16 protein-coding genes, 1 tRNA gene and 1 pseudogene are annotated in these 18,576 nt (G+C 59.0%); 5 read left to right on the top strand and 13 right to left on the bottom strand.

Features of this window, described 5'->3' with window-relative positions:
- Positions 1-22 precede the first annotated feature (22 nt).
- Positions 23-505 (bottom strand): YajQ family cyclic di-GMP-binding protein, encoded by a 483-nt coding sequence (locus ACPW75_RS02525; protein ID WP_016349839.1) that lies wholly within the window; start codon positions 503-505, stop codon positions 23-25.
- Between the two features lie 357 nt (positions 506-862).
- Here ACPW75_RS02525 and ACPW75_RS02520 point away from each other — a divergent pair, with 357 nt between their 5' ends.
- Together ACPW75_RS02520 and ACPW75_RS02515 are read left to right on the top strand one after the other, a co-directional pair.
- Complete coding sequence (locus tag ACPW75_RS02520; protein WP_077095281.1) at positions 863-1,810, top strand: ketopantoate reductase family protein; 948 nt, start codon at positions 863-865, stop codon at positions 1,808-1,810.
- A gap of 33 nt (positions 1,811-1,843) precedes the next feature.
- Complete coding sequence (locus ACPW75_RS02515) at positions 1,844-2,419, top strand: DJ-1 family glyoxalase III (protein ID WP_077095282.1); 576 nt, start codon at positions 1,844-1,846, stop codon at positions 2,417-2,419.
- Between the two features lie 97 nt (positions 2,420-2,516).
- On the opposite strand, the gene alsS is transcribed toward ACPW75_RS02515, so the two are convergent.
- Both alsS and budA read right to left on the bottom strand, forming a co-directional pair.
- Entirely contained in the window at positions 2,517-4,187 is a 1,671-nt protein-coding gene (alsS, locus tag ACPW75_RS02510; RefSeq protein WP_077095283.1) for an acetolactate synthase AlsS, read from the bottom strand.
- A 27-nt stretch (positions 4,188-4,214) separates the two neighbouring features.
- Positions 4,215-4,994 carry an acetolactate decarboxylase gene (gene budA / locus ACPW75_RS02505; RefSeq protein ID WP_017787776.1) on the bottom strand — a complete coding sequence of 260 codons (780 nt, stop codon included), beginning with the start codon at positions 4,992-4,994 and terminating at the stop codon, positions 4,215-4,217.
- A gap of 109 nt (positions 4,995-5,103) precedes the next feature.
- Here budA and ACPW75_RS02500 point away from each other — a divergent pair, with 109 nt between their 5' ends.
- The gene (locus ACPW75_RS02500; RefSeq protein WP_077095284.1) at positions 5,104-5,988 is read left to right on the top strand and encodes a LysR family transcriptional regulator; all 885 of its coding nucleotides are present in this window, start codon (positions 5,104-5,106) and stop codon (positions 5,986-5,988) included.
- A gap of 127 nt (positions 5,989-6,115) precedes the next feature.
- Here the strand turns inward: ACPW75_RS02500 and ACPW75_RS02495 are convergent.
- The 4 genes and pseudogenes from ACPW75_RS02495 to ACPW75_RS02480 form a co-directional block, all read right to left on the bottom strand.
- Positions 6,116-6,818 (bottom strand): annotated as a pseudogene (locus tag ACPW75_RS02495) (DUF2931 family protein).
- 187 nt (positions 6,819-7,005) lie between these two features.
- Positions 7,006-7,710 carry a DUF2931 family protein gene (locus ACPW75_RS02490; RefSeq protein WP_190283710.1) on the bottom strand — a complete coding sequence of 235 codons (705 nt, stop codon included), beginning with the start codon at positions 7,708-7,710 and terminating at the stop codon, positions 7,006-7,008.
- Between the two features lie 8 nt (positions 7,711-7,718).
- Complete coding sequence (locus tag ACPW75_RS02485; RefSeq protein ID WP_425904410.1) at positions 7,719-8,396, bottom strand: DUF2931 family protein; 678 nt, start codon at positions 8,394-8,396, stop codon at positions 7,719-7,721.
- A 44-nt stretch (positions 8,397-8,440) separates the two neighbouring features.
- The gene (locus ACPW75_RS02480) at positions 8,441-9,667 is read right to left on the bottom strand and encodes an RNA-guided endonuclease InsQ/TnpB family protein (RefSeq protein WP_331403107.1); all 1,227 of its coding nucleotides are present in this window, start codon (positions 9,665-9,667) and stop codon (positions 8,441-8,443) included.
- Between the two features lie 57 nt (positions 9,668-9,724).
- On the opposite strand from ACPW75_RS02480, the gene tnpA reads away from it, so the two are divergent.
- Entirely contained in the window at positions 9,725-10,129 is a 405-nt protein-coding gene (gene tnpA, locus ACPW75_RS02475) for an IS200/IS605-like element ISAs26 family transposase (RefSeq protein ID WP_010674034.1), read from the top strand.
- A 91-nt stretch (positions 10,130-10,220) separates the two neighbouring features.
- Here tnpA and ACPW75_RS02470 read toward each other — a convergent pair whose 3' ends face one another.
- The 6 genes from ACPW75_RS02470 to ACPW75_RS02445 all read right to left on the bottom strand — a co-directional run bounded on the left by ACPW75_RS02470 (position 10,221) and on the right by ACPW75_RS02445 (position 17,477).
- The gene (locus ACPW75_RS02470; protein ID WP_077095287.1) at positions 10,221-12,197 is read right to left on the bottom strand and encodes a T6SS phospholipase effector Tle1-like catalytic domain-containing protein; all 1,977 of its coding nucleotides are present in this window, start codon (positions 12,195-12,197) and stop codon (positions 10,221-10,223) included.
- Positions 12,197-12,991 carry a DUF4123 domain-containing protein gene (locus ACPW75_RS02465; protein ID WP_077095288.1) on the bottom strand — a complete coding sequence of 265 codons (795 nt, stop codon included), beginning with the start codon at positions 12,989-12,991 and terminating at the stop codon, positions 12,197-12,199. Before ACPW75_RS02465 ends, ACPW75_RS02470 begins: the two co-directional genes overlap by 1 nt.
- Positions 12,988-15,030 (bottom strand): type VI secretion system tip protein VgrG, encoded by a 2,043-nt coding sequence (locus tag ACPW75_RS02460; RefSeq protein WP_077095289.1) that lies wholly within the window; start codon positions 15,028-15,030, stop codon positions 12,988-12,990. The genes ACPW75_RS02465 and ACPW75_RS02460 overlap by 4 nt, the downstream gene beginning before the upstream one ends.
- A gap of 277 nt (positions 15,031-15,307) precedes the next feature.
- Complete coding sequence (gene hcp1 / locus ACPW75_RS02455; protein ID WP_010634822.1) at positions 15,308-15,826, bottom strand: type VI secretion system effector Hcp1; 519 nt, start codon at positions 15,824-15,826, stop codon at positions 15,308-15,310.
- Positions 15,827-16,056: 230 nt separating this feature from the next.
- Positions 16,057-16,827, bottom strand: coding sequence for a LuxR family transcriptional regulator (locus tag ACPW75_RS02450; RefSeq protein ID WP_179101302.1), 771 nt, complete (start codon positions 16,825-16,827; stop codon positions 16,057-16,059).
- 562 nt (positions 16,828-17,389) lie between these two features.
- Positions 17,390-17,477 (bottom strand) — tRNA-Ser (locus ACPW75_RS02445).
- Between the two features lie 198 nt (positions 17,478-17,675).
- Between ACPW75_RS02445 and ACPW75_RS02440 the strand changes: the two genes are divergently transcribed.
- Entirely contained in the window at positions 17,676-18,425 is a 750-nt protein-coding gene (locus ACPW75_RS02440; RefSeq protein WP_077095292.1) for a DsbA family protein, read from the top strand.
- The last annotated feature ends 151 nt before the right edge of the window (positions 18,426-18,576 follow it).

Below are 18,576 nucleotides of genomic sequence, written 5' to 3'. Positions count from 1 at the left end.
CCGCACCCTCCCCCGGCCATCATCAGTCGCGGAAATTCTGGAACTGCATCGGCTGACCCAGCTCGGCGCCGCGCACCAGGGCCATGGTCTCCTGCAGATCGTCACGCTTCTTGCCAGTGACGCGCACTTCGTCACCCTGAATGGCGGCCTGCACCTTGATCTTGGAATCCTTGATCAGCTTCACCAGCTTCTTGGCGATCTCTTTGTCGATCCCCTGCTTGAACTTCACGGTCAGGTGGAAGCGCTTGCCGGAGTGAACGCTGTCACCCACGTCCATGGAGCTGTTCTCGATGTTGCGCTTGAGCAGGGCAGCGCGCAGGATCTCGACCATCTGCTTGAGCTGGAAATCGGCATCGGCCTCCAGCTTGACCTCTTCCTTGTTCAATTCGAAGCTGGCTTCGACACCACGAAAATCGAAACGGGTCGCCAGTTCACGATTGGCGTTGTCGACGGCGTTCAACACCTCGTTCATTTTGACTTCAGAGACAATATCGAATGACGGCATAGTGGGCTCCTCATGTTGCGCTATAAGGGGGCAAATCTACCAGAATTACGGCAAATTTGCTGATTTCGATGGGGCTGCTCTGCTAGAATCCCCTGCGCACAGGAATGGCGAGACCCGTTAGAACCTGTTCAGGATCTGCCGCGAGAGGTCGTCCGCAAGGTAAGGCGCTGCGCAGGAGCCGGCGTGTATATGAATACACCAGCTGCCGGTTTCCTATAAGCAAGTCTCATACAAGCCTTGATCACGACCTCGCAGCAAGATCATGAACTCGTTTCTGGTGTCCGCCAGGCGACATCTTCACTTATCCCCGGCAGGCGGTTGACTGGAATGCAGCCCCTACCTTGATTGAGTCTCTCCATGCCAAGCGGATCACGCGATTACAACCTGACACAAAGTCGACACACCTCCTCCCCCCAATGGACACTGCTGGGCTGCGGCGCCCTGGGCGGCGTCTTCGCCTCCCTGTTGACTCAAAGCGGCCAGGCCACTCGCGTCTTGCTGCGCGAGCGCCACCGCTCCACCCTGCATCCTGGCATCGACTTCACCTCGCTGGAGGGCCACACCCAGCTCATCAACATCGAGCGCGGTTTCATCAGCCAGCCCGGCCAAGTCAAACGGCTGCTGGTGATGACCAAGGCCGGCCAGGTCATCGAGGCGCTGACGCCGCTGGTGGGCCAGCTGGCGACCGACGTGCCCATCGTGCTGCTGCACAACGGCATGGGGATCGCCGAGCAGGTGGTCACCCTGTTCCCGCACAATCCGGTCATCGCCGGCGTCACCAGCCATGGCGCCATGCAGAGCGGCCACTTCGTGTTCCGCCACACCGGCAAGGGCGAAACCTGGCTCGGCCCGGTCAACGAGGCGGCCAGAGCCCACGCCGCCCTGGCGGACGATCTGGCGGCCGCCCTCGGTCAGGCCGGCTGGGATGAACAGATCCAGGCGCGCCAGTGGCAGAAGCTGGCGGTCAACTGCGCCATCAACCCGCTCACCGCGCTCTACAAGCTCAAGAATGGCGAGCTGGCCGGCCCGCGCTTTGCCGATGCCCTGCAGCAGATCTGCGTGGAAGTGGCGGACGTGATGCAGGCCGAAGGCCAGCCCACCGGCAGCGACGAACTGCTGCGCCGGGTCATGACGGTGGTGGAGCTCACCGCCGACAATTACTCTTCCATGTATCAGGACATGGAACTGGGGCGCGAGACCGAGATCGAGGCCATCACCGGCTTCCTGCTGGCCCGGGCTGCCAGCCACGGCATCGCGGTGCCGGTCAATCAGGGTCTCTATCAGGCCATCAAAGAGAAGCAGTGAGCCCGGCGGGCTCGCCAACGCAAGGAGCAAAGGATGAGCGTACTGGTACTGGTGGCCCCCGGGTCGGAAGAGATCGAGACGGTCGCCATCGTCGATACCCTGGTGCGCGGGGACATCGAGGTGGTGCTCGCCTCCTGCTGTCCGGCCGGGCAGCGCCAGATCCGCGCCTCCCGTGGCGTGCAGCTGGTGGCGGATTGCCACCTCGACGAGCTGGCTGACCAGGTGTTCGAGGCCATCGTCGTGCCGGGCGGCCTGCCCGGCAGCGAGGTTATCCGTGATACGCCGCGCGCCATTGCCCTGCTCAAGGCGCAGGCGGCAGCGCAGCGCTGGCGAGCAGCCATCTGCGCCGCTCCCGCCGTGGTGCTGCAGCACCATGCTCTGCTGGGGGATGCCAGTGCCACCTGCCATCCCGGTTTTCAGGCCCACCTGCCTGCGGCACAGCTCAGCACGGCGCGGGTGGTGACCGATCAGGCCCATCGCCTGATCACCAGCCAGGGGCCGGGCACCGCCATCGAGTTCGCCCTCGCGCTGGTGCGGATACTGCGCGGTGACGAAGCCGCCCGTGCAGTGGCCGGCCCCATGGTGTTGCCCCCCTCGCTCATGCCCTGAGTGACTCTTCCTTTCGCAATGACAGAGCGCCCCTTGCCGATTGGCAAGGGGCGCTCTGCGTTGGGCGGGCCGCTTCGCAGCTCGCCTCAGATCCGGCTCAACTGAGCATTTCGGGTCTAAGCTGCTCCATCAGCAGGTGGTTGTCGCTGTAATCCACCGGAATGGCCACCACCGCCGGCCCGCTCACCGCCATGGCGGCGCGCAAGGTGGGTCGCAGATCCTCGGCGCAGGTGACGGCAAACCCGGCTGCCCCAAACGACTCGGCATAGGCCTTGAAGTTGATGGGGCCGAAACTCACCCCGGAGCTGCGGCAGTACTTTTTCTCCTCCTGCATCGCCACCATGTTGTAGCCGTTATCGACCCAGATGATGTGCACTATGTTGGACTTGAGCCGCACCGCGGTCTCCAGCTCCATGCTCGACTGCATGAAGCTGCCGTCGCCAGACACCGAGATGATCTTCTCTCCCGGGCGTACCATGGCGGCCCCGATGGCCCAGGGCAGCGCCACCCCCATGGTCTGCTGGCCGTTGGAGATGAGCACCTGGCGGGCCCGGAAACTGTACAGATAGCGGGCAATCCAGATGTGAAAGCTGCCCATGTCCACGCACAGGGTCATGTCCTGCCCGATGATGTCCTGCAGCTCCTTGACGATACGCAGCGGATGAATGGGGGTGCCCCCCAGCCGGCCGGCATGTTCGGCGAGCTGATGGCGCTGGGCACGGATCTCGCCGAGCAGCGCGGTAATGGCCGGATCCCGCGCCAGCGGCTGGTGCAGCATCCGGGTCAGCCGCGCCAGGTTGGCGCTGATGGAGCCCACCAGCTCCACCGCCGCGCAGTAGCTGCTGTCGATCTCCGCCGGCAGCGCATCGATGTGCAGCAGCTGGCGCTCACCGGTGCCGTTCCACAGCACGGGGTCGTATTCGATGGGGCTGTAGCCGATGCAGACCACCAGATCCGCATCCTGCAGCAGCTTGTCCCCCGGCTGGTTGTTGAACAGCCCCACCCGCCCGGCAAAATCGTCGAAATGGTGGGTATCCACCACCCCGGCCGCCTGATAGGTCCCCGTCACCGGCAACCGGCTCTTGTCGAGGAAGGCGCGCACCGCGAGGGAGTTCTCCGGCCGGCTGGCCAGCAGGCCGAGCAGCACCACCGGTTTGCGAGCCTGCGCCAGCAAGCTCAGCGCCCGATCGATGCCGCGCTCGTCGGCCGCCCCCGGCTCGGGGATGGCGCTAGGCACCAGAATGGCACCATTGGCCGGCTCGTTGATGATGTCCATCGGCAGGCTGACGAAGGCCGCCCCGGGCCGCCCCAGCTCGGCGCTGCGAAAGGCGTTGGCCATCACCTCGGAGAGGGCGGAGCCTGTGCCCACCTGGGCACTGAACTTGGTGACCGGCCGGCACAGGCTGACGGTATCCAGGCTCTGGTGGGTCAGCTTGAGGCCGTCGGCCCGCCGCACGGCACCGCCCAGCGCCACCATGGCATCCCCTTCCGAGGTGGCGGTGGCAAGACCGGTGATGAGATTGGCACAACCCGGCCCCGAGGTTACCAGCGCCACCCCGGCCTTGCCGGTCAGCCGGCCGACGGCGGCGGCCATGAAGGCGGCATTCGCCTCGTGGCGCACCACTATGGTCTCGATGGGGGAGTCCTCCAGCGCATCGAATACCCTGTCGATCTTGGCCCCGGGAATGCCGAATACCTGTTTGACCCCTTGCGCCTCCAGATGGCGCACCACCAGTTCGGCCCCACAGGCCCAGTGTTGATTTTCCATGATGTCACTCCTTGTTAAGCGAAGGGCTCAGCCTTCTGCGGCGCGGATGGCGCGGTCCAGATCGGCGGGATTGAGGTCGGCCTGCTGAAAGGCCGGATTGCGGGGCAGCTCGATGTTGAGGTGTTGCACCACCGACAGCTGCAGCTGGCCGTGGCCCATGGCGTAGTCGAGGATGTGGCCACCGCCCCGACGATCCTCGGTGATGAAGTGCTCGTGATAGCCGGCCACGTTGATCCCCTGCACGAAGGGCGGGCAACGAAAGCCCACCAGGGTGCCGCGGCGCTGGCTGAACGAGAACAGCGGCTGAGCCTCGATGGCCTCCAGCATGGGCTTGTAGGGGGGGCTCTGACAGGGGACGGTGCGCACCTGCGCCTGCTCGAACAGGCCGTCGAGCCGAAAGGCGACGAAGACGTTGTCGGTGCCCACCAACCGATCCACCCACTGGTGGATCTCCTCGCGGCTCAGGGGGTGATCGAAGCGGCGCTGCAGGCAGGGGCGAAAGTGGGTCATCACCGCAAACGGGGTCTTCTGCTCGGCCCTGGCCGGACGGGCCGAGCCGTCAGCCTTGAGCTGGTGGATCTGGCGCTCGAAGGCAATCAGCTCGCCGTCGAGCCGGTTGAAGGTCCCGAGGCCAAAGTCACCGTGGCGCAGCAGGTCGGCCATGGTGGTCTCCCCCTCGTAAACCCCTGCCAGCAGGGCGCTCATCAGGGAACTCTGGTAGACCTCGCCGCCCCCCTGGCGAGCCTGCCAGCGAGCAAACTGCTGGCTGATCTCGATGGCGCAGTCACATGATGAATTGGTTTCCATTTGGATTTCACCTCCAATCCTGTTAGGTTGGCAAATCAGGATTCAATAGTGACCAAGATCACAGTTTGATACCAATATCCAAACCCATCAGCTTCGAGACGTACCAGATATGGAATTCCGTTACCTGCGCTACCTGGTGGCCGTGGCAGACAAACAGAGCTTTACCCGCGCCGCCGAGGCGCTGGGCATGGCCCAGCCGCCGCTCAGCCAGCAGATCCGCAAATTCGAACAGGAGGTGGGCACGCCGCTGTTTCACCGGCTGACCCGCAGTGTGGAGCTGACCGAGGCGGGGCTGAGCCTCTATCAGGATGCCAAGGGGATACTGGCGCAGACCGAGCAGGCCATGCAGAAGGCCAGGCGCATCGCTCGCGGCCAGCTGGGTTCACTGCGCCTAGGTTTTGCCGGCTCCACCGTGCTGCACCCGAGCGTGTTGCCACTCATCCACGACTTTCGCCAGGCCTGGCCGGAGGTCAGCCTGCACCCCATTGAGAACAGCATGCCCAACCTGGTGCGCGATCTGGTGAGCGAGGAGCTGGATGCCGCCATTCTGCGCCTGCCCTGCAGCAGCAGTTCGGCGCTGACCCACCACCTCATCGACGAGGAGGAGATGCTGATCGCCCTCCCCCCACACCATCCGCTGGCCGGTAGTGGTGCCATTCCCATCGAGGCACTGGCGCAGGATCCCTTCATCCTGTTCCCCCGCGAGCTCGGGCCCGGGCTGCACGACGCCATCACCCAACGCTGCCAGCGGGCTGGCTTCAGCCCCCGCCTCGGCAGCCAGAGCCCGCAGGTGATCTCTACCGTCGGCATGGTGCAGGCCGGTTTCGGGGTCGCCATCATCCCGCGCTCGGTCAGCGAGCTGCACCCCCACGGCGTCAGCTATCACCCCATCGCTACCGAGCCGCTCACCACCCGCATCAGCCTCGCCACCCGCCGCCATCCCCGCCAGAAAAGCCTGCTGCATCTGATTGGGCTGATCCCTGGCCATCATTGAAAGACAAACAAAAACCCCCATCGGCATAAGCTGATGGGGGCATTAGGGCTGTATTGCACTGCGTAAAAATATTGGCCCACTGAGTAATTCAACTCACCTTTATCGCCGGTTGAGATGAAACGAGTGGCTATTCAGACACAGGTTTCAGATCGGTGACGGGTTGGGTAGCACGGTAGGCATCCATGATGGGAGCCCAGGCCATTCCGTTAGGAACTGGGTATTGCTTGAATAGCTCACCATATTTTTTGTCAAAATCATCCATACCATATTGGCGCACTATCGATACTTTCTGATCATACCAATCATCGGTTACCTCTTCGGCGATACCACGGGCCAGTAGAATATCTGGCGTAACATTTAGCCTATCTCCCTTAAGTAACACCTCAAAATAGCCGCCTGGCGCTAGGCCAAAATAGAGCCAGCTACGGCGGTCATAACGACCCTCAACAGGGTAGACTTGGCACATCTGCTGCTCCAGATTGGCAGGCAAGTCCACCTTTATGCGGTAGCGCTTGCGATCATGGAAGGAAACCATCTCAATCACAGCTTTATCGGGGGATGGGAATACCGTCGGTAGGCAGGCCTCCACCGCCTGCCCAATAGTAACGTTTCGCCTTGATTCGATCGGCAAGTAGACCTCCAGCTCCGCCACCTGCCAAACGGTCGGCATAAACTTGCTTCCCTCCAAGATAGAACTCGGTCTTGGTGTTCTTAGTAAGATCTATATTACTGCCTGTACCATAATCCCAATCAAATGTAGGCAAAGGTTGTGGCGCCGCGCAGGCAACTAATGACAGGCGGAACCACAACAATGCGACGATATATTTCATCTCTGTGTTGGTACATCCTGCTCTAGATGGGAGAGATCCATGGTCTCAACAGCCTTCATATTATCAATGTGTCGGCAGCGCATATCTTGGCGCAGAGTTTCAATCTCCTCTGGCGTGAGCTGCCGCGGGAGGATATCTGGTGATGTTGGTTTGGTACCCTTAGCCGACACTGTCAAGCTCCATGGTATTACCTTACTGGGTCGGTATCCGTCTTGGGTTGCGCTGCTCGATAGGCATCCATGATGGGAGCCCAGGCCATGCCACTTGGAACGGGGCGCTGTTGATAGAGATGACGATAGTTGGCATCAAAGTCAGCCCAAGAGTTTTCAAACTGGCTGGAGAGAGGGAAACGTTGATCATAGGGATCATCCGTTACCTCTTTTGCGATCCCTCGGGCTAGCAAGATATCGGGGGTAACTCGAGGGTCTCTCAAAAACGCCTCGACATAGCCCCCGGTTGCCATGCCCAACCCAATATTATCGCGGAGCTCTTCGCGCCACTCCTTGCCTACTTTTACCCGGTAACGCTGCGCTATCATCCTTTCCAGCTGCGCGGCGGGTAAGTCAAGGCTGATGCGATAGCGTTTCTTGTCGTGATACGACACCCATTCCACCTCAACCCGATCGGGAGCTGGGTGAATATCACGGCGGCCCTTGCCTATGCTCCAGCGATAATCTTTCCCTTTGAGAGATTGGTCGCTAACTGACCTGATAGCCCCATTGATTGAGGCATCCACCAACTCGCCCTGACGATAAAAATGCACCTCTGTCACCCAGATCTGATCAGCATTGGTGCCCACCATATGCCCCCAATCCAAGTCGTGGGGGGCTGAGGGGGCTGCCTGGCAGGCTGCGACTAACGGCAACAGCAGTAATAAGAGAACCCAGCGCATGGAGGTAATCATTGGACCGGGTCAGTATCTGTTTTGGGCTGTGCGGCACGGTAAGCGTCCATGATCGGGGCCCAGGCCATACCACTGGGAACTGGATACTGTTGATAGGCTTGGTTGTACTTTGCATCAAAGTCTGCCCAACGATTCTCATATTGGCTGGAGATGGGGAAACGTTTCTCATCTCGATCATCCGTTACCTCTTTTGCTATCCCTCTGGCCAGCAGGATATCGGGGGTAACACGAGGGTCTCTCAAAAACGCCTCGACATAGCCGCCGGTTGCCATGCCCAACCCAATATTATCGCGGCGCTCTTCGCGCCACTCCTTGCCTACTTTGACCCGGTAACGCTGCGCTATCATCCTTTCCAGCTGCGCGGCGGGTAAGTCAAGGCTGATGCGATAGCGTTTCTTGTCGTGATACGACACCCATTCCACCTCAACCCGATCGGGAGCAGGGTGAATATCACGGCGGCCCTTGCCTATGCTCCAGCGATAATCTTTCCCTTTGAGAGATTGGTCACTAACTGACCTGATAGCCCCATTGGTTGAGGCATCCACCAACTCGCCCTGACGATAAAAGTGCACCTCTGTCACCCAGATCTGATCAGCATTGGTGCCCACCATATGCCCCCAATCCAGGTCGTGGGGTGCTGAGGGGGCGGCCTGGCAGGCGGTGACGATTGACATCCTCCCCCACCTTAGCGCTTCGCGTCACAGGAGGGGGATTCCCATTACTGGGTGATAGCTGCTCGCGCAGTACCGGGTTCCTGCTTCATCGGGCGGCCTGATTGCACCACGCCTCCACAGGCTAAAACGGCGTGTCCCGCCGCTAAAATATTGCGAGCGCCGTTCACATCGGCGTTCGCCTCATAACCACACGCAGCGCATTTAAACTGGCTTTGCGTCTGGCGGTTATCCTTCGCAGTATGCCCACAACAGGCGCACTGCTGGCTGGTGTAGGCCGGGTTTATCGCCAACACCTGACCGCCTCGCCATGCCTGCTTATATTCGAGCTGGCGGCGCAGCTCAAACCAGCCCTGATCTAATATCGAACGATTCAGCCCTGATTTTGCCCGGACGTTGCGCCCCGGCTGGCTGGTCGTGCCCGCTGCTGATTTTGACATGCTGGCAACCTTCAAATCCTCAATGACGATCATCGCGTGGTTTTTGCTGATAGTCGTTGTGACCTTGTGAAGGTAATCGCGGCGGGTATTAGCGATATGTGAATGCAGCCGCTGGATCTTGGCTTTTTGTTTCTTCCAGTTGCTGCTGAACTTTACCTTTTTGCTCAACTGGCGTTGGAGCCTTGCCAGCTTGGTCTGATTGGTTTTGAAGCTGTTGACGGGCTCAAACACCGTGCCATCTGACAGGGTTGCGAGCTTGGCGATCCCCGCATCCAGCCCGACCATTGAGCCGGAGGGGTGAATTGGCTCAAGCGTCTCCTGCTCGACCTGAAAGGAGATATACCAGTGCCCGGCTGCTTGGCTGACGGTCGCGTTTTTAATTTTCCCTTCAACTGGCTGGGACTGACGGAACTTGACCCACGCCAGCCCGGCAGGCAGCTTCACGCGACCCTTTTCAAGGCGGCAATACTTGTCGAAGTTGACGAACCGGATAGCGTCGCAGTTGTCGCTTTTTTTCTTGAATACGGGTGCCTTGGCGGCGAGTTTCTTATCAAAGCAGCGCATCCACGCGCCATGCAAATCCTTGAGCTTCTGCTGGAGGTTGTCGGTATATGCCTCGGCCAGAAAGGCCATTTCTGGGTCTTTCTTCCAACTGGTGAGCATCCTGTTCAGCTCAAAGGCAGAAGGCAGTTTTTCGCCAGCATCCAGAATGCGTTTGGTTTCTGCCAGCCCGTGATTCCAGACATAACGAGCACAACCGCCCAACTGGCGCAGGCGTTGCGCTTGTTGTTCGGTCGGTTCGAGTCGGAATTTGTAGGCTTTCAGAATTTGCATTTAGCGCTCAGTGTGTAGCATTATTGCCATATCTATTAAGCCCGATTGAGTGACAGAATGCAATTCACTAAAATTAATAAATCACGCCATGCGGCCTACGTTTTGCACGTACACTTGGTGTTTATCACCAAGTATCGAAAGCCGATACTGGGGGATCTGCATCACGCTTCCTTCGGTCAGTGTGCGGCAGAGGTTTGCAGAGATTTTGGTGCGGAACTGAAAGAGTGTGACGGAGAGGCTGATCATGTTCACATGCTGATAGAGTACGCGCCAACGGTACAGCTATCGGTACTGGTGAACTCGTTAAAGGCGGTCACATCAAGGCGACTGCGTAATGAATTTCTGGACTTGAGAGGTGCTTACAGCAAACCCGTACTCTGGTCACGCTCTTACTTTGCGGGCTCTTGCGGCGGAGCACCGTTGGAGGTGATCAAGCAATACATTCAAAACCAGCGGGGCTGACGCCCCGGCGAAATTCCCCTCCCACCTACGTCGGAGGGAGTCCCCTTTCGTATTTAAGATGGTAACAGTAGCAGCAACAGGATCCTGCGCATTAATAACCTCCTTTTTGATTGTCTGTGACTTGGCGCACCTCTTGGTCGCCAACCCGATTGGGTTTATTGACCATCCCGGTATCTGCGCTGTAGTGCAAATAACCGAGCCGCAGAGCTTGATACTCCTGTGGCGAGAGGGTGCGAGTCAAATCAATCACCTCTCCGCGCCGTTTGGCAGCATCGACCCAACGTGCATCAAGCGCAGCCAGGTTCAAGGTGGGGTATGAAAGGGCGCTATCCATCCTCAGGCTATTATCTGTCGGATCCCATATGTCGAACGGTACACCGGCATCCCGTGCTGCTTCCACCATCATATGGAGCGGAATGCGTGAATACTCCCCCTCCACCACCCGGCGCAGCACCACATCTACCTTCACTTCCTGCTCTGACGCATCTTTGCTCACGGTTCCTAGTCGTTGGGGGCGCACATTGAGGTAGCCCGATACCGTTGTGTTGTTATAGGAGGAGATCAGCTCAACGCCCTTCGCCCACCCCTGCGCTGCGCGCATTTTGGCATAGGCGGTTGCCTGGCTATATGCATGTGAGTCTTTTGCCGTGCTGTAGCGCGATTCGGTTGACTTGAAGGTGGCGATCACCTTGGTTTCATTGATGACGGGGGACGCGTAGTTGGGATCACGTAGACTCCAACGACTGTAATAACCACCGCCAATATCGGAGTGAGCACCGGGGATGATCACTTCGGTAAAGGAGGCGGGCAGGTCGCTGGCCATATTCTTAATCCGGGTCAGGTCAAAGTGATAGCGCCACTCATCGGCCGCGATAATATGCACCACCCGCTCGGCGCAGTCAGGGGCCAGCGTCACACTGCGTTTGCCCCACAGATAGGAGCTGACCACAGTATCAAACAGCCCGACAAACTGGATTCGCACATCGTCGCGGCTGCTCCAGTCAAAGCCCGCTTTCAGGGGGATATCGGGGGCAGTGGTCATCGCCTCCACCAAGGGGTGGTCCCCCTTCTGGTCGATGCGGTTGACAAACTGGCGGGCGGCTGAGGCCCCCCGGCTAAAACCAAACACATCGAACTCGACCTTGTGGATGCACTCGATACTGGACTGAATTTCACTCAGTTGTTCTTTTATCTTCGCCACGATCTGGGTGCGGCACGCCTGCTCAACCCGCGAGGTGCTGGAGGTCTCGCCCTTGTCGGCCCCCGCCCCAGCCTTGGTGTCATCCTGCCCTTTGGCTGTGCCAATACCTTCGACATATACAGGGATGCTCAACAATGGTGCTTTGTCACTGAGCAAATATAAGTCACTGGCCTTACCAATATTGGTGACGTCGTTTTTCTCGCTGTTATTGAGGCCACCCGGTAGTGTTCCCTCAAAGCATTGCTCCAGTAACGCCGCCTGCTCTTGCAGGCTGCACTTGGCCAGTGCCGCCTCCAGTGCATTTTTCCCCTTTTCATGATTGAAGGTGTTGTTGGAGGTGCCATCAAAAAACACCCCGATGCGCAGGGTGGTGAGCTGATATCCCTTCACCTCAATCACGTAGGAGTGCTTGGTGATAAAGCGCTGCGGCTGGGCCTGCCCGGCTTTATGTCCTTCCTGCGACGACTGGGCCTGCCCGGCTTTGTGTCCTTCCGGTAGCGGCTGTTCTGGGTCAGTGAGGCAGAGGTCGCCGGTGGTCACTTTGACATGCTCGCGCTTCACGCCACAGTGCCCCCAAAACTTCTCTGTGTAGGCGGGAACCTGACTGGCCTCGCCCTTTTTGAGGGCTTCACGGGATTGGGCTGCTTTAAGCCAGGGTTGGGTCTCCAGCTTGACGGTCACCGGCCCCACCGCAAAGCCTTGTACCAGGGTTGGACCATCTTTCAGGGTCACGGTTTTGCTGGTGCCACTGGCATCGGTCAAGGTGGCTTTTTGCCCCTTGAACGAGCGATTCTGTTCATCTCGAACGTCTATCTCAATCCAGCAGTTGTTCTTCTCACAGGGGATGCAGTAGGGAGAAATCGCCATTAGCTGGCTCCTATCAATTCAGGGTGTTTGTTCAGCCAGTTATTCACCTGAGCCATTTCGTCGTCGGTCAGCATCAACGGCGCTCTGATGGCATCCAGCGCCATGCTTGCCTGTAGCGTGAGAGCGCCAGCTACCACGCCATCCAGGACGTCGCCTGTCAGCCCAGCTTGATTGGCCTGCTTGAGGACGGTGGTAATGGCGGCTTCCGGATTGGGATGACGCGCCATCATCTCCTCCATCCGTTGCCAGAAGTGGCGAGAGAGGATGTAGGCGTGACGGTTTTCGTCATAGAGCGGCGTCAGGTGGTGAGGCTGAATGCGAAACCAGGGGGCTTGGCGGGGAGTAAATTCGGTATCCGGCGTGCGCTGCCAGACACTGTCGTTGGCCCACAGGCTTGAGCAGGGCCCCAGGACATCATCGAGTTCCTGCTGGCTCATGGTGGCCAGCATCTTGGGAAAGACCCGATTATCGGCATAGCGCAGCCACATCACTTCCCCTTCGAAGGCTACCTCTATCAGGTTTTGCCAGTGCTGCTGGACAACGTCGACAGAGGCATCGCTCGCGACATATACGCCGCCCAGTTGCGGGTGAGCAGCCATAAACTCGGGAGCAGGGTCGGGCAGTAGCCAGGGGCCTTGTTCGGCTTGGTCCGCAAACGCCGTACTGGCAAACAAGGGAATAGCGCTCGCGCCACCATGGTTGCAGTAGTCCGCCACGGCGGTGGTATCGAGCGCAGCATCGACGATGGCAAACAGTGGGCCGGGATGTTGGCTGCACCACTCTTGAAAGGTCATGCCTTACCTCCCTGGGCGAAGGGGCAGGGCTTCACCAGCGGGGCCATAGACTCCACGCTCTTGTGAATGGCCGGAGCTGGTAATGTTGCTGGTGGTGGTGTTGGCACCTCGACATTGCCTGGCTGGATGGGGGCCTTACCACCCCAACCAGAGCCAGAACCCGGGCTGCCGCCGGAGTTCATCTTGATGGAGCCGCCACTGAGGGTAACACCACCAGCGTCGAGCTTCACAAAGCTGCCGCCCACTTTGAGGGTCAGCTCAGCACCGGCCTCCATCACGATCTTCATGCCCGCCTTGTGGTGCAACTCACTCCCCGCCTCCACCAGCAGGGACTGCCCCAGCTTCTGGTGCAGGCTGGCATCCACCGTCAGCGAGTAGTCCGCCTTGATGTGGTCGCGCTTCTCACCCTCCACCGTCAGGTGGTCATTGGCCTTGACACGGGTCACCCGCTCGTTGTCGATATCCCGATGCTCGTCATGCTTGATATGCCACGCCGCATCGTTCTCGATAAGCAGGTTCAGGTCTTTCTGACCGTGGATGTAAATCTCTTCCTTGCCAGCCTGGTCTTCAAAGCGCAGCTCGTTGAAACCTTCACCCTGGTGGGTCTCGGTGCGCAGCACGGTGCGGGTCTTGTTGGCAGGTAGCTCATACGGCGGCCGGTTGGTGGCGTGGTAGGTGCGACCGGTCACGATGGGCTGGTCGGGGTCCCCCTCCAGAAAGCTCACGATGACCTCGTGGCCGATGCGCGGGATGGCCATCATGCCGTACTGACCGCCGGCCCAGCCTTGGGAGACCCGCACCCAGCAGGAGCTCTGGTCGTTGGAGCTGCCGTAGCGGTCCCACGGAAACTGCAGCTTCACTCGGCCGTGCTCGTCGCAGTAAATCTCCTCCCCGTCGGGGCCCACCACCATGGCGATTTGCGGGCCATCCACCATGGGCTTGTGAGGGGCCTCCGGGCTGCCGATGCGCGCTCGCCAGGTGGTGCTGGCTTTCACCACCCCAAATTCGTTGTGATAAACGGTGGGGCCGCTGCCCCCCTCCTCTTCCAGCGCCTGTGGCTGCAAGCCGGTGTGCTGGATGCGCACAATTTGCCAGTCAGTGTTGAGGCTGCCGTTGGGGTGTTCGGTCAGTGAGAAGGTTTGCCCCGGCAGCAAAGCCGCGCAGTTGGACTTAGCCTGGCCCGCCACCGCGTCATTGCGCAGCGCATCGAGCCGGTGCTGGGCGAAGGCCTTGCCGCTCGGGTCCGCTTTGTAGCGGCCCGGAAAATCGAAGTGCTGGTAGGTATCCCGTTGATGCGCAAGCTCCGCCCCCACCTTCTTGTGGGAGAGGCCATAAGCCGGGGTCTTGAAGCTGTAGTCTTTGAGCTCCACATCCGACGGGCGCACCGCCTCCCGGTAGTGGAACTGCCGTACATAGGGGCCTTGCTCCAGCGAGCGGTTACCGAGGTTGAAGAAGAGCTCGGGGCCTTGAGTCAATGCCGCCGCGTCGTCGGCAAACACGATACGGTGTTTGCCCGCTTCAAACTCGTGGAAGTAGAACATCCCCTCTTCGGCGGCGAGCCGGTTCACGAAATCGAGGTCGGTTTCCCGGTACTGAACGCAGTATTCCCGCTTGGCATGCTCGTTTTTCAGGGCAAAGGCGTAGTCGGTGATGCCGTGTTCTTGCAAGAGGATGGAGAGGATTTCATCGGGCTTCTGCGCCTGGAAGATGCGGGAGTTGTAGCGAAGCGACAGCCGCCACAGCGCCGGCTGCACCATGAGCTGATAGCGGGTGCGGCGAAAACCGCTGTCCCCTTGCGCGAAGTCACTGACCACCCCGCAGACCCGGCGCTGCAGCTCGCCGTTGTACCACACCAAGAGCTCACACGGCTGGTCCAGCACGGCGCCAAAGTCGATGTCGGGCTGGCCACTTGCCAGCTCAAGGCGCAGGTTGAATGGCCGGTTGAGCGCTTCCTCCAGCGCAAACTCGGCCACCACGAAGGTGCTCTCGGGCAGGGCCCCCACCTTGACGGTAAATTGTAATCCTGTGCTGTCTGCCATCGCTGAGCGCCTCTGAGATGTCGTGTAGCCCCATCAGGCGGGGCACTGCAAGCCGGGTGGGAGATCCGCCATCGCCCCGGTTTTTCTGACACCATGGCTACCGCACGCCCTTGACGGCGTGCGGCAAGACGTAAACCCGGATTTTTTCTTGTACCCGCTCACACCAGGCAAACGGACATAAGAAAAATGAGGGGGAAACTAGCTGACTCGGTTGAAAGCAACGGGCTAAGCGTTAAGAAAACAAGGGGCACCGCAAGCAGTGCCCCTGATGGGCAAGTTACGCCTCGATCGGCGCACGCCAGTCGTCCGCACCGGAAGTGCCGGCAACTGTGTGTTCCCAATCGATTTTGCGGTAGGCCAGAGAGACCTGGATCAGCTGGGTGAAGTCAGACTTCGCCGGGTCCTGGCAGTGGGGCATCTGGCAGTCGATGTCAACGATAGTGGCATCAGTCAGCACGGTGGAGAAGAAGTGCTCCTGCTTGCCCTCGACAGAGGTGCGGTACCACTTCAGGGTCACTTTCGGCAGCATTTCGCCGGAGGCCAGAGAGTTGTACATCAGCGGCACAGCTTTGTTCAGCGCAACGGTGAACTTGAACGGCTTGTGGACACGCTGACCAGCAGGCTGACCAGATTGCGGGTCAGTCGGCACAGTCACAACGTGCTGGAACTCTTGTACCAGCATCTCGTCTTCGTGGCCCTGCACGAAGATGTTGCCGACGGAATCGGAAGTGAAGGCACCGGCGGTGATATTGCCCTGGGTTTTACCTTCGATGCTGATATAACATGGAGTTGGCATGTGTATGCTCCTGATTGGTTGAACGGTAATGACACTCGACCGAACCAGTTAGCAGCGACCATGCCACTCTTTTTTATAGTTATTTTTCAAAGATTTAATAAACAGGCAAGCCGTCCTGCCGGATACATGGCGCAAAAAGTTGCAACCAGCAGACTATTGCACCATTAGTTCTTGCACTCACAGTGGAACATCTTGCTACCTACGCAACAAGTTGCTTGTAACAAACATAATCACTGCTTTTCATCCACATTGGCAACCAACGCCATCTCCACGTTCAACCTGACCATCCCCTGCTTCAATGCCCATGAAATGGCCTGGCTCTTGGTGCTGGCACCCAGCTTGCTGACCACATTGTTCAGATGAAACGTCACGGTACGGGGAGTGATCCCCAGGATCTGGGCAATATCGCTCACCTGCTTGCCTTCCGCCGCCCAGCGACACACCTCCAGCTCCCGCAAACTCAGCGCATCGTGCGGTGACAGGCCCGCCAGACAGACCCGGGCCACCGCCTCGAAAATATGCATGGAGAGCCAGCTGATAAAGGGCACTGCAGAGAGCCATTGCTGTTGGGTGCGAGGCGTACTGGTGATAAAAGAGAGCAGGCCGACATGACCGTTGGCTCCATGCCAGGGCAGGGTGATGCCGTCGCAAATGCCGTACTCGCTGGCCAACTGCATCACCTCTCGGCCCTGCTCATCACAACGCGCCTCATCGTTCACCACATCGGCCCACAGAATAGGAGTGCTCCTGGTCATGGCGCATTTGACGATGGGATCGATGGCAAAGAAGCCGCTGCTGGTGTAGGTATCCACCCAGGCCTGCGGACAGCCGTTGAAGATGATGACGTCCGGGCGCTGGATAGTACTGGGAAAGATCAGGGCCAGGCGAAAATAGTCGAATCCCATACGACCGCTCAGCTCGCGCAGCAGGGTCACTATGGTGCGATCGTCAGCGGCCGTCTCGAACTGGCCGATGAGATCCAGCGCGTGCAGGGTATTCATCTCTGAGGTATGAGGATTGTGCACAAGGTAGGCTAGCCAAACATGGAAACATGCTGAATGTTAACAAGCGTCAACAGATGACACACTCCGGCATATAGGAAAATCAGAACTCTCCCACACTTTATGCTATCGAATCGTAATTTTTGTAATGAAATGCTACAGAAAACCTCAAGCGTTCCACCAGCAACCAGTCGTGACCCCTACGGATGTTAAGCATTGCAACATTTGCCATGGCTCTCTCCCTCACCGGTGGTCAACAACCCTCAGCTCCTTCCTGCATCACGCAACAGAAGGTGCTCAAGCTGTGGCTGAGGAGCCAGCGAGACGAGATCCCCACCGACCAGTGCGAAGATCGGGGCCGACGGAGATGATCGATACGCTTGGTTGTCCGGTGATGGTCTGACAGTGAACACTGAGCAAAATAGGCGGGAAGACAGCAAGCCTTAGCCAAGTGTCGGAATATACGTGGATAAAGATGGCTTGCCCGATCACAGGCAGAATAAAAGAAGGAATTTAAACGCAAAAAGGCCATCCTTTCGGATGGCCTTTTTGGCTGAATAAATGGCGGAGGAGGTGGGATTTGAACCCACGGATGGTCGCCCATCGCCGGTTTTCAAGACCGGTGCATTCAGCCGCTCTGCCACCCCTCCGCGACAGTGCGGCGAATATTACCCATGGCGATCGCCCTTGTAAATCCCCTCGCCGCTCGTTTGCCGATTTATTGGGCTAAATGACGCACAAAGCCGCCAATTTGAGCATAACCAGCGCTTTTTCAACCAGATAACTTGACTTGAAAACAGACTCACCCACTATAGTCAGCATCACGAAATCCCCAGCAAGATGGACTTATGAAAATCAAACATGCCCTGCTTTGCGCCCTGACGGGTGCCACCCTGCTTGCGGCGCCGGTTCAGGCAAGCGAACTGACCAAGAGCGACGTGGAACAGATAGTGCGCGACTATCTGGTCAAGAACCCGGAAATCCTGGTCGAGATGTCCAACGCCCTGCGCGCCAAGCAGGAGAGCCAGCAGGCTGAGAGCGACAAGACCTTGATCAAGGCACACGCCAAGCAGCTTTATAGCAACCAGGATCCGGAGAGCGGCAATCCCAAGGGCAGCCTGACCGTGGTCGAATTCTTCGACTACAACTGCGGCTACTGCAAACGCGCCCACCCGCTGATCAAGCAGCTGCTGGCGGAAGACAAGGACATTCGCTACATCTACAAGCAGTTCCCGATCCTGAGCGAGACCTCCTACTTCGCCGCCCGTGCCGCCCTGGCGGTACAGCTGGGTCAGCCCGACAAGTACCAGGCCTTCCACGAGAGGCTGTACGCCCATCAGGGCCCGCTGGCCGACGAGGCACAGGTGAAGCAGCTGGCGGAAGCAGCCGGCGTCAACTGGAGCAAGGTTGAAGCCAAGATCAAGGATGGCAGCATCGATCAGAATCTCGGCACCAACCGGGCGCTGGCCGAAGCCATGAGCATCTCGGGCACACCGGCCTTCATCATCGGCGATCAGATCCTGCGCGGCGCACCGCGTGATCTGGCCAGCCTGAAAGGCTTCATCAAGGATGTACGCGCCGGCAAGAGCATTCAGTAATCCCGCTTCGGCACATAAAAAACGCCCCGGCATGCCGGGGCGTTTTGCTATTCATGCTGCAAACCATCAGGCCTGATGGGCAGTCGCGAGAAGCGGTCAGCAAGGCGAAGAGCTGCGCAGGGACCCGAGTTCATATGAATAAATGAGGTTC

The sequence above is a fragment of the Aeromonas sp. FL131 genome, assembly GCF_049860615.1.
In the GTDB taxonomy this organism is placed as follows: domain Bacteria; phylum Pseudomonadota; class Gammaproteobacteria; order Enterobacterales; family Aeromonadaceae; genus Aeromonas; species Aeromonas hydrophila.
Note: the sequence above shows the minus strand (reverse complement) of the source record. Positions and strands in the feature narration are given on the sequence as shown.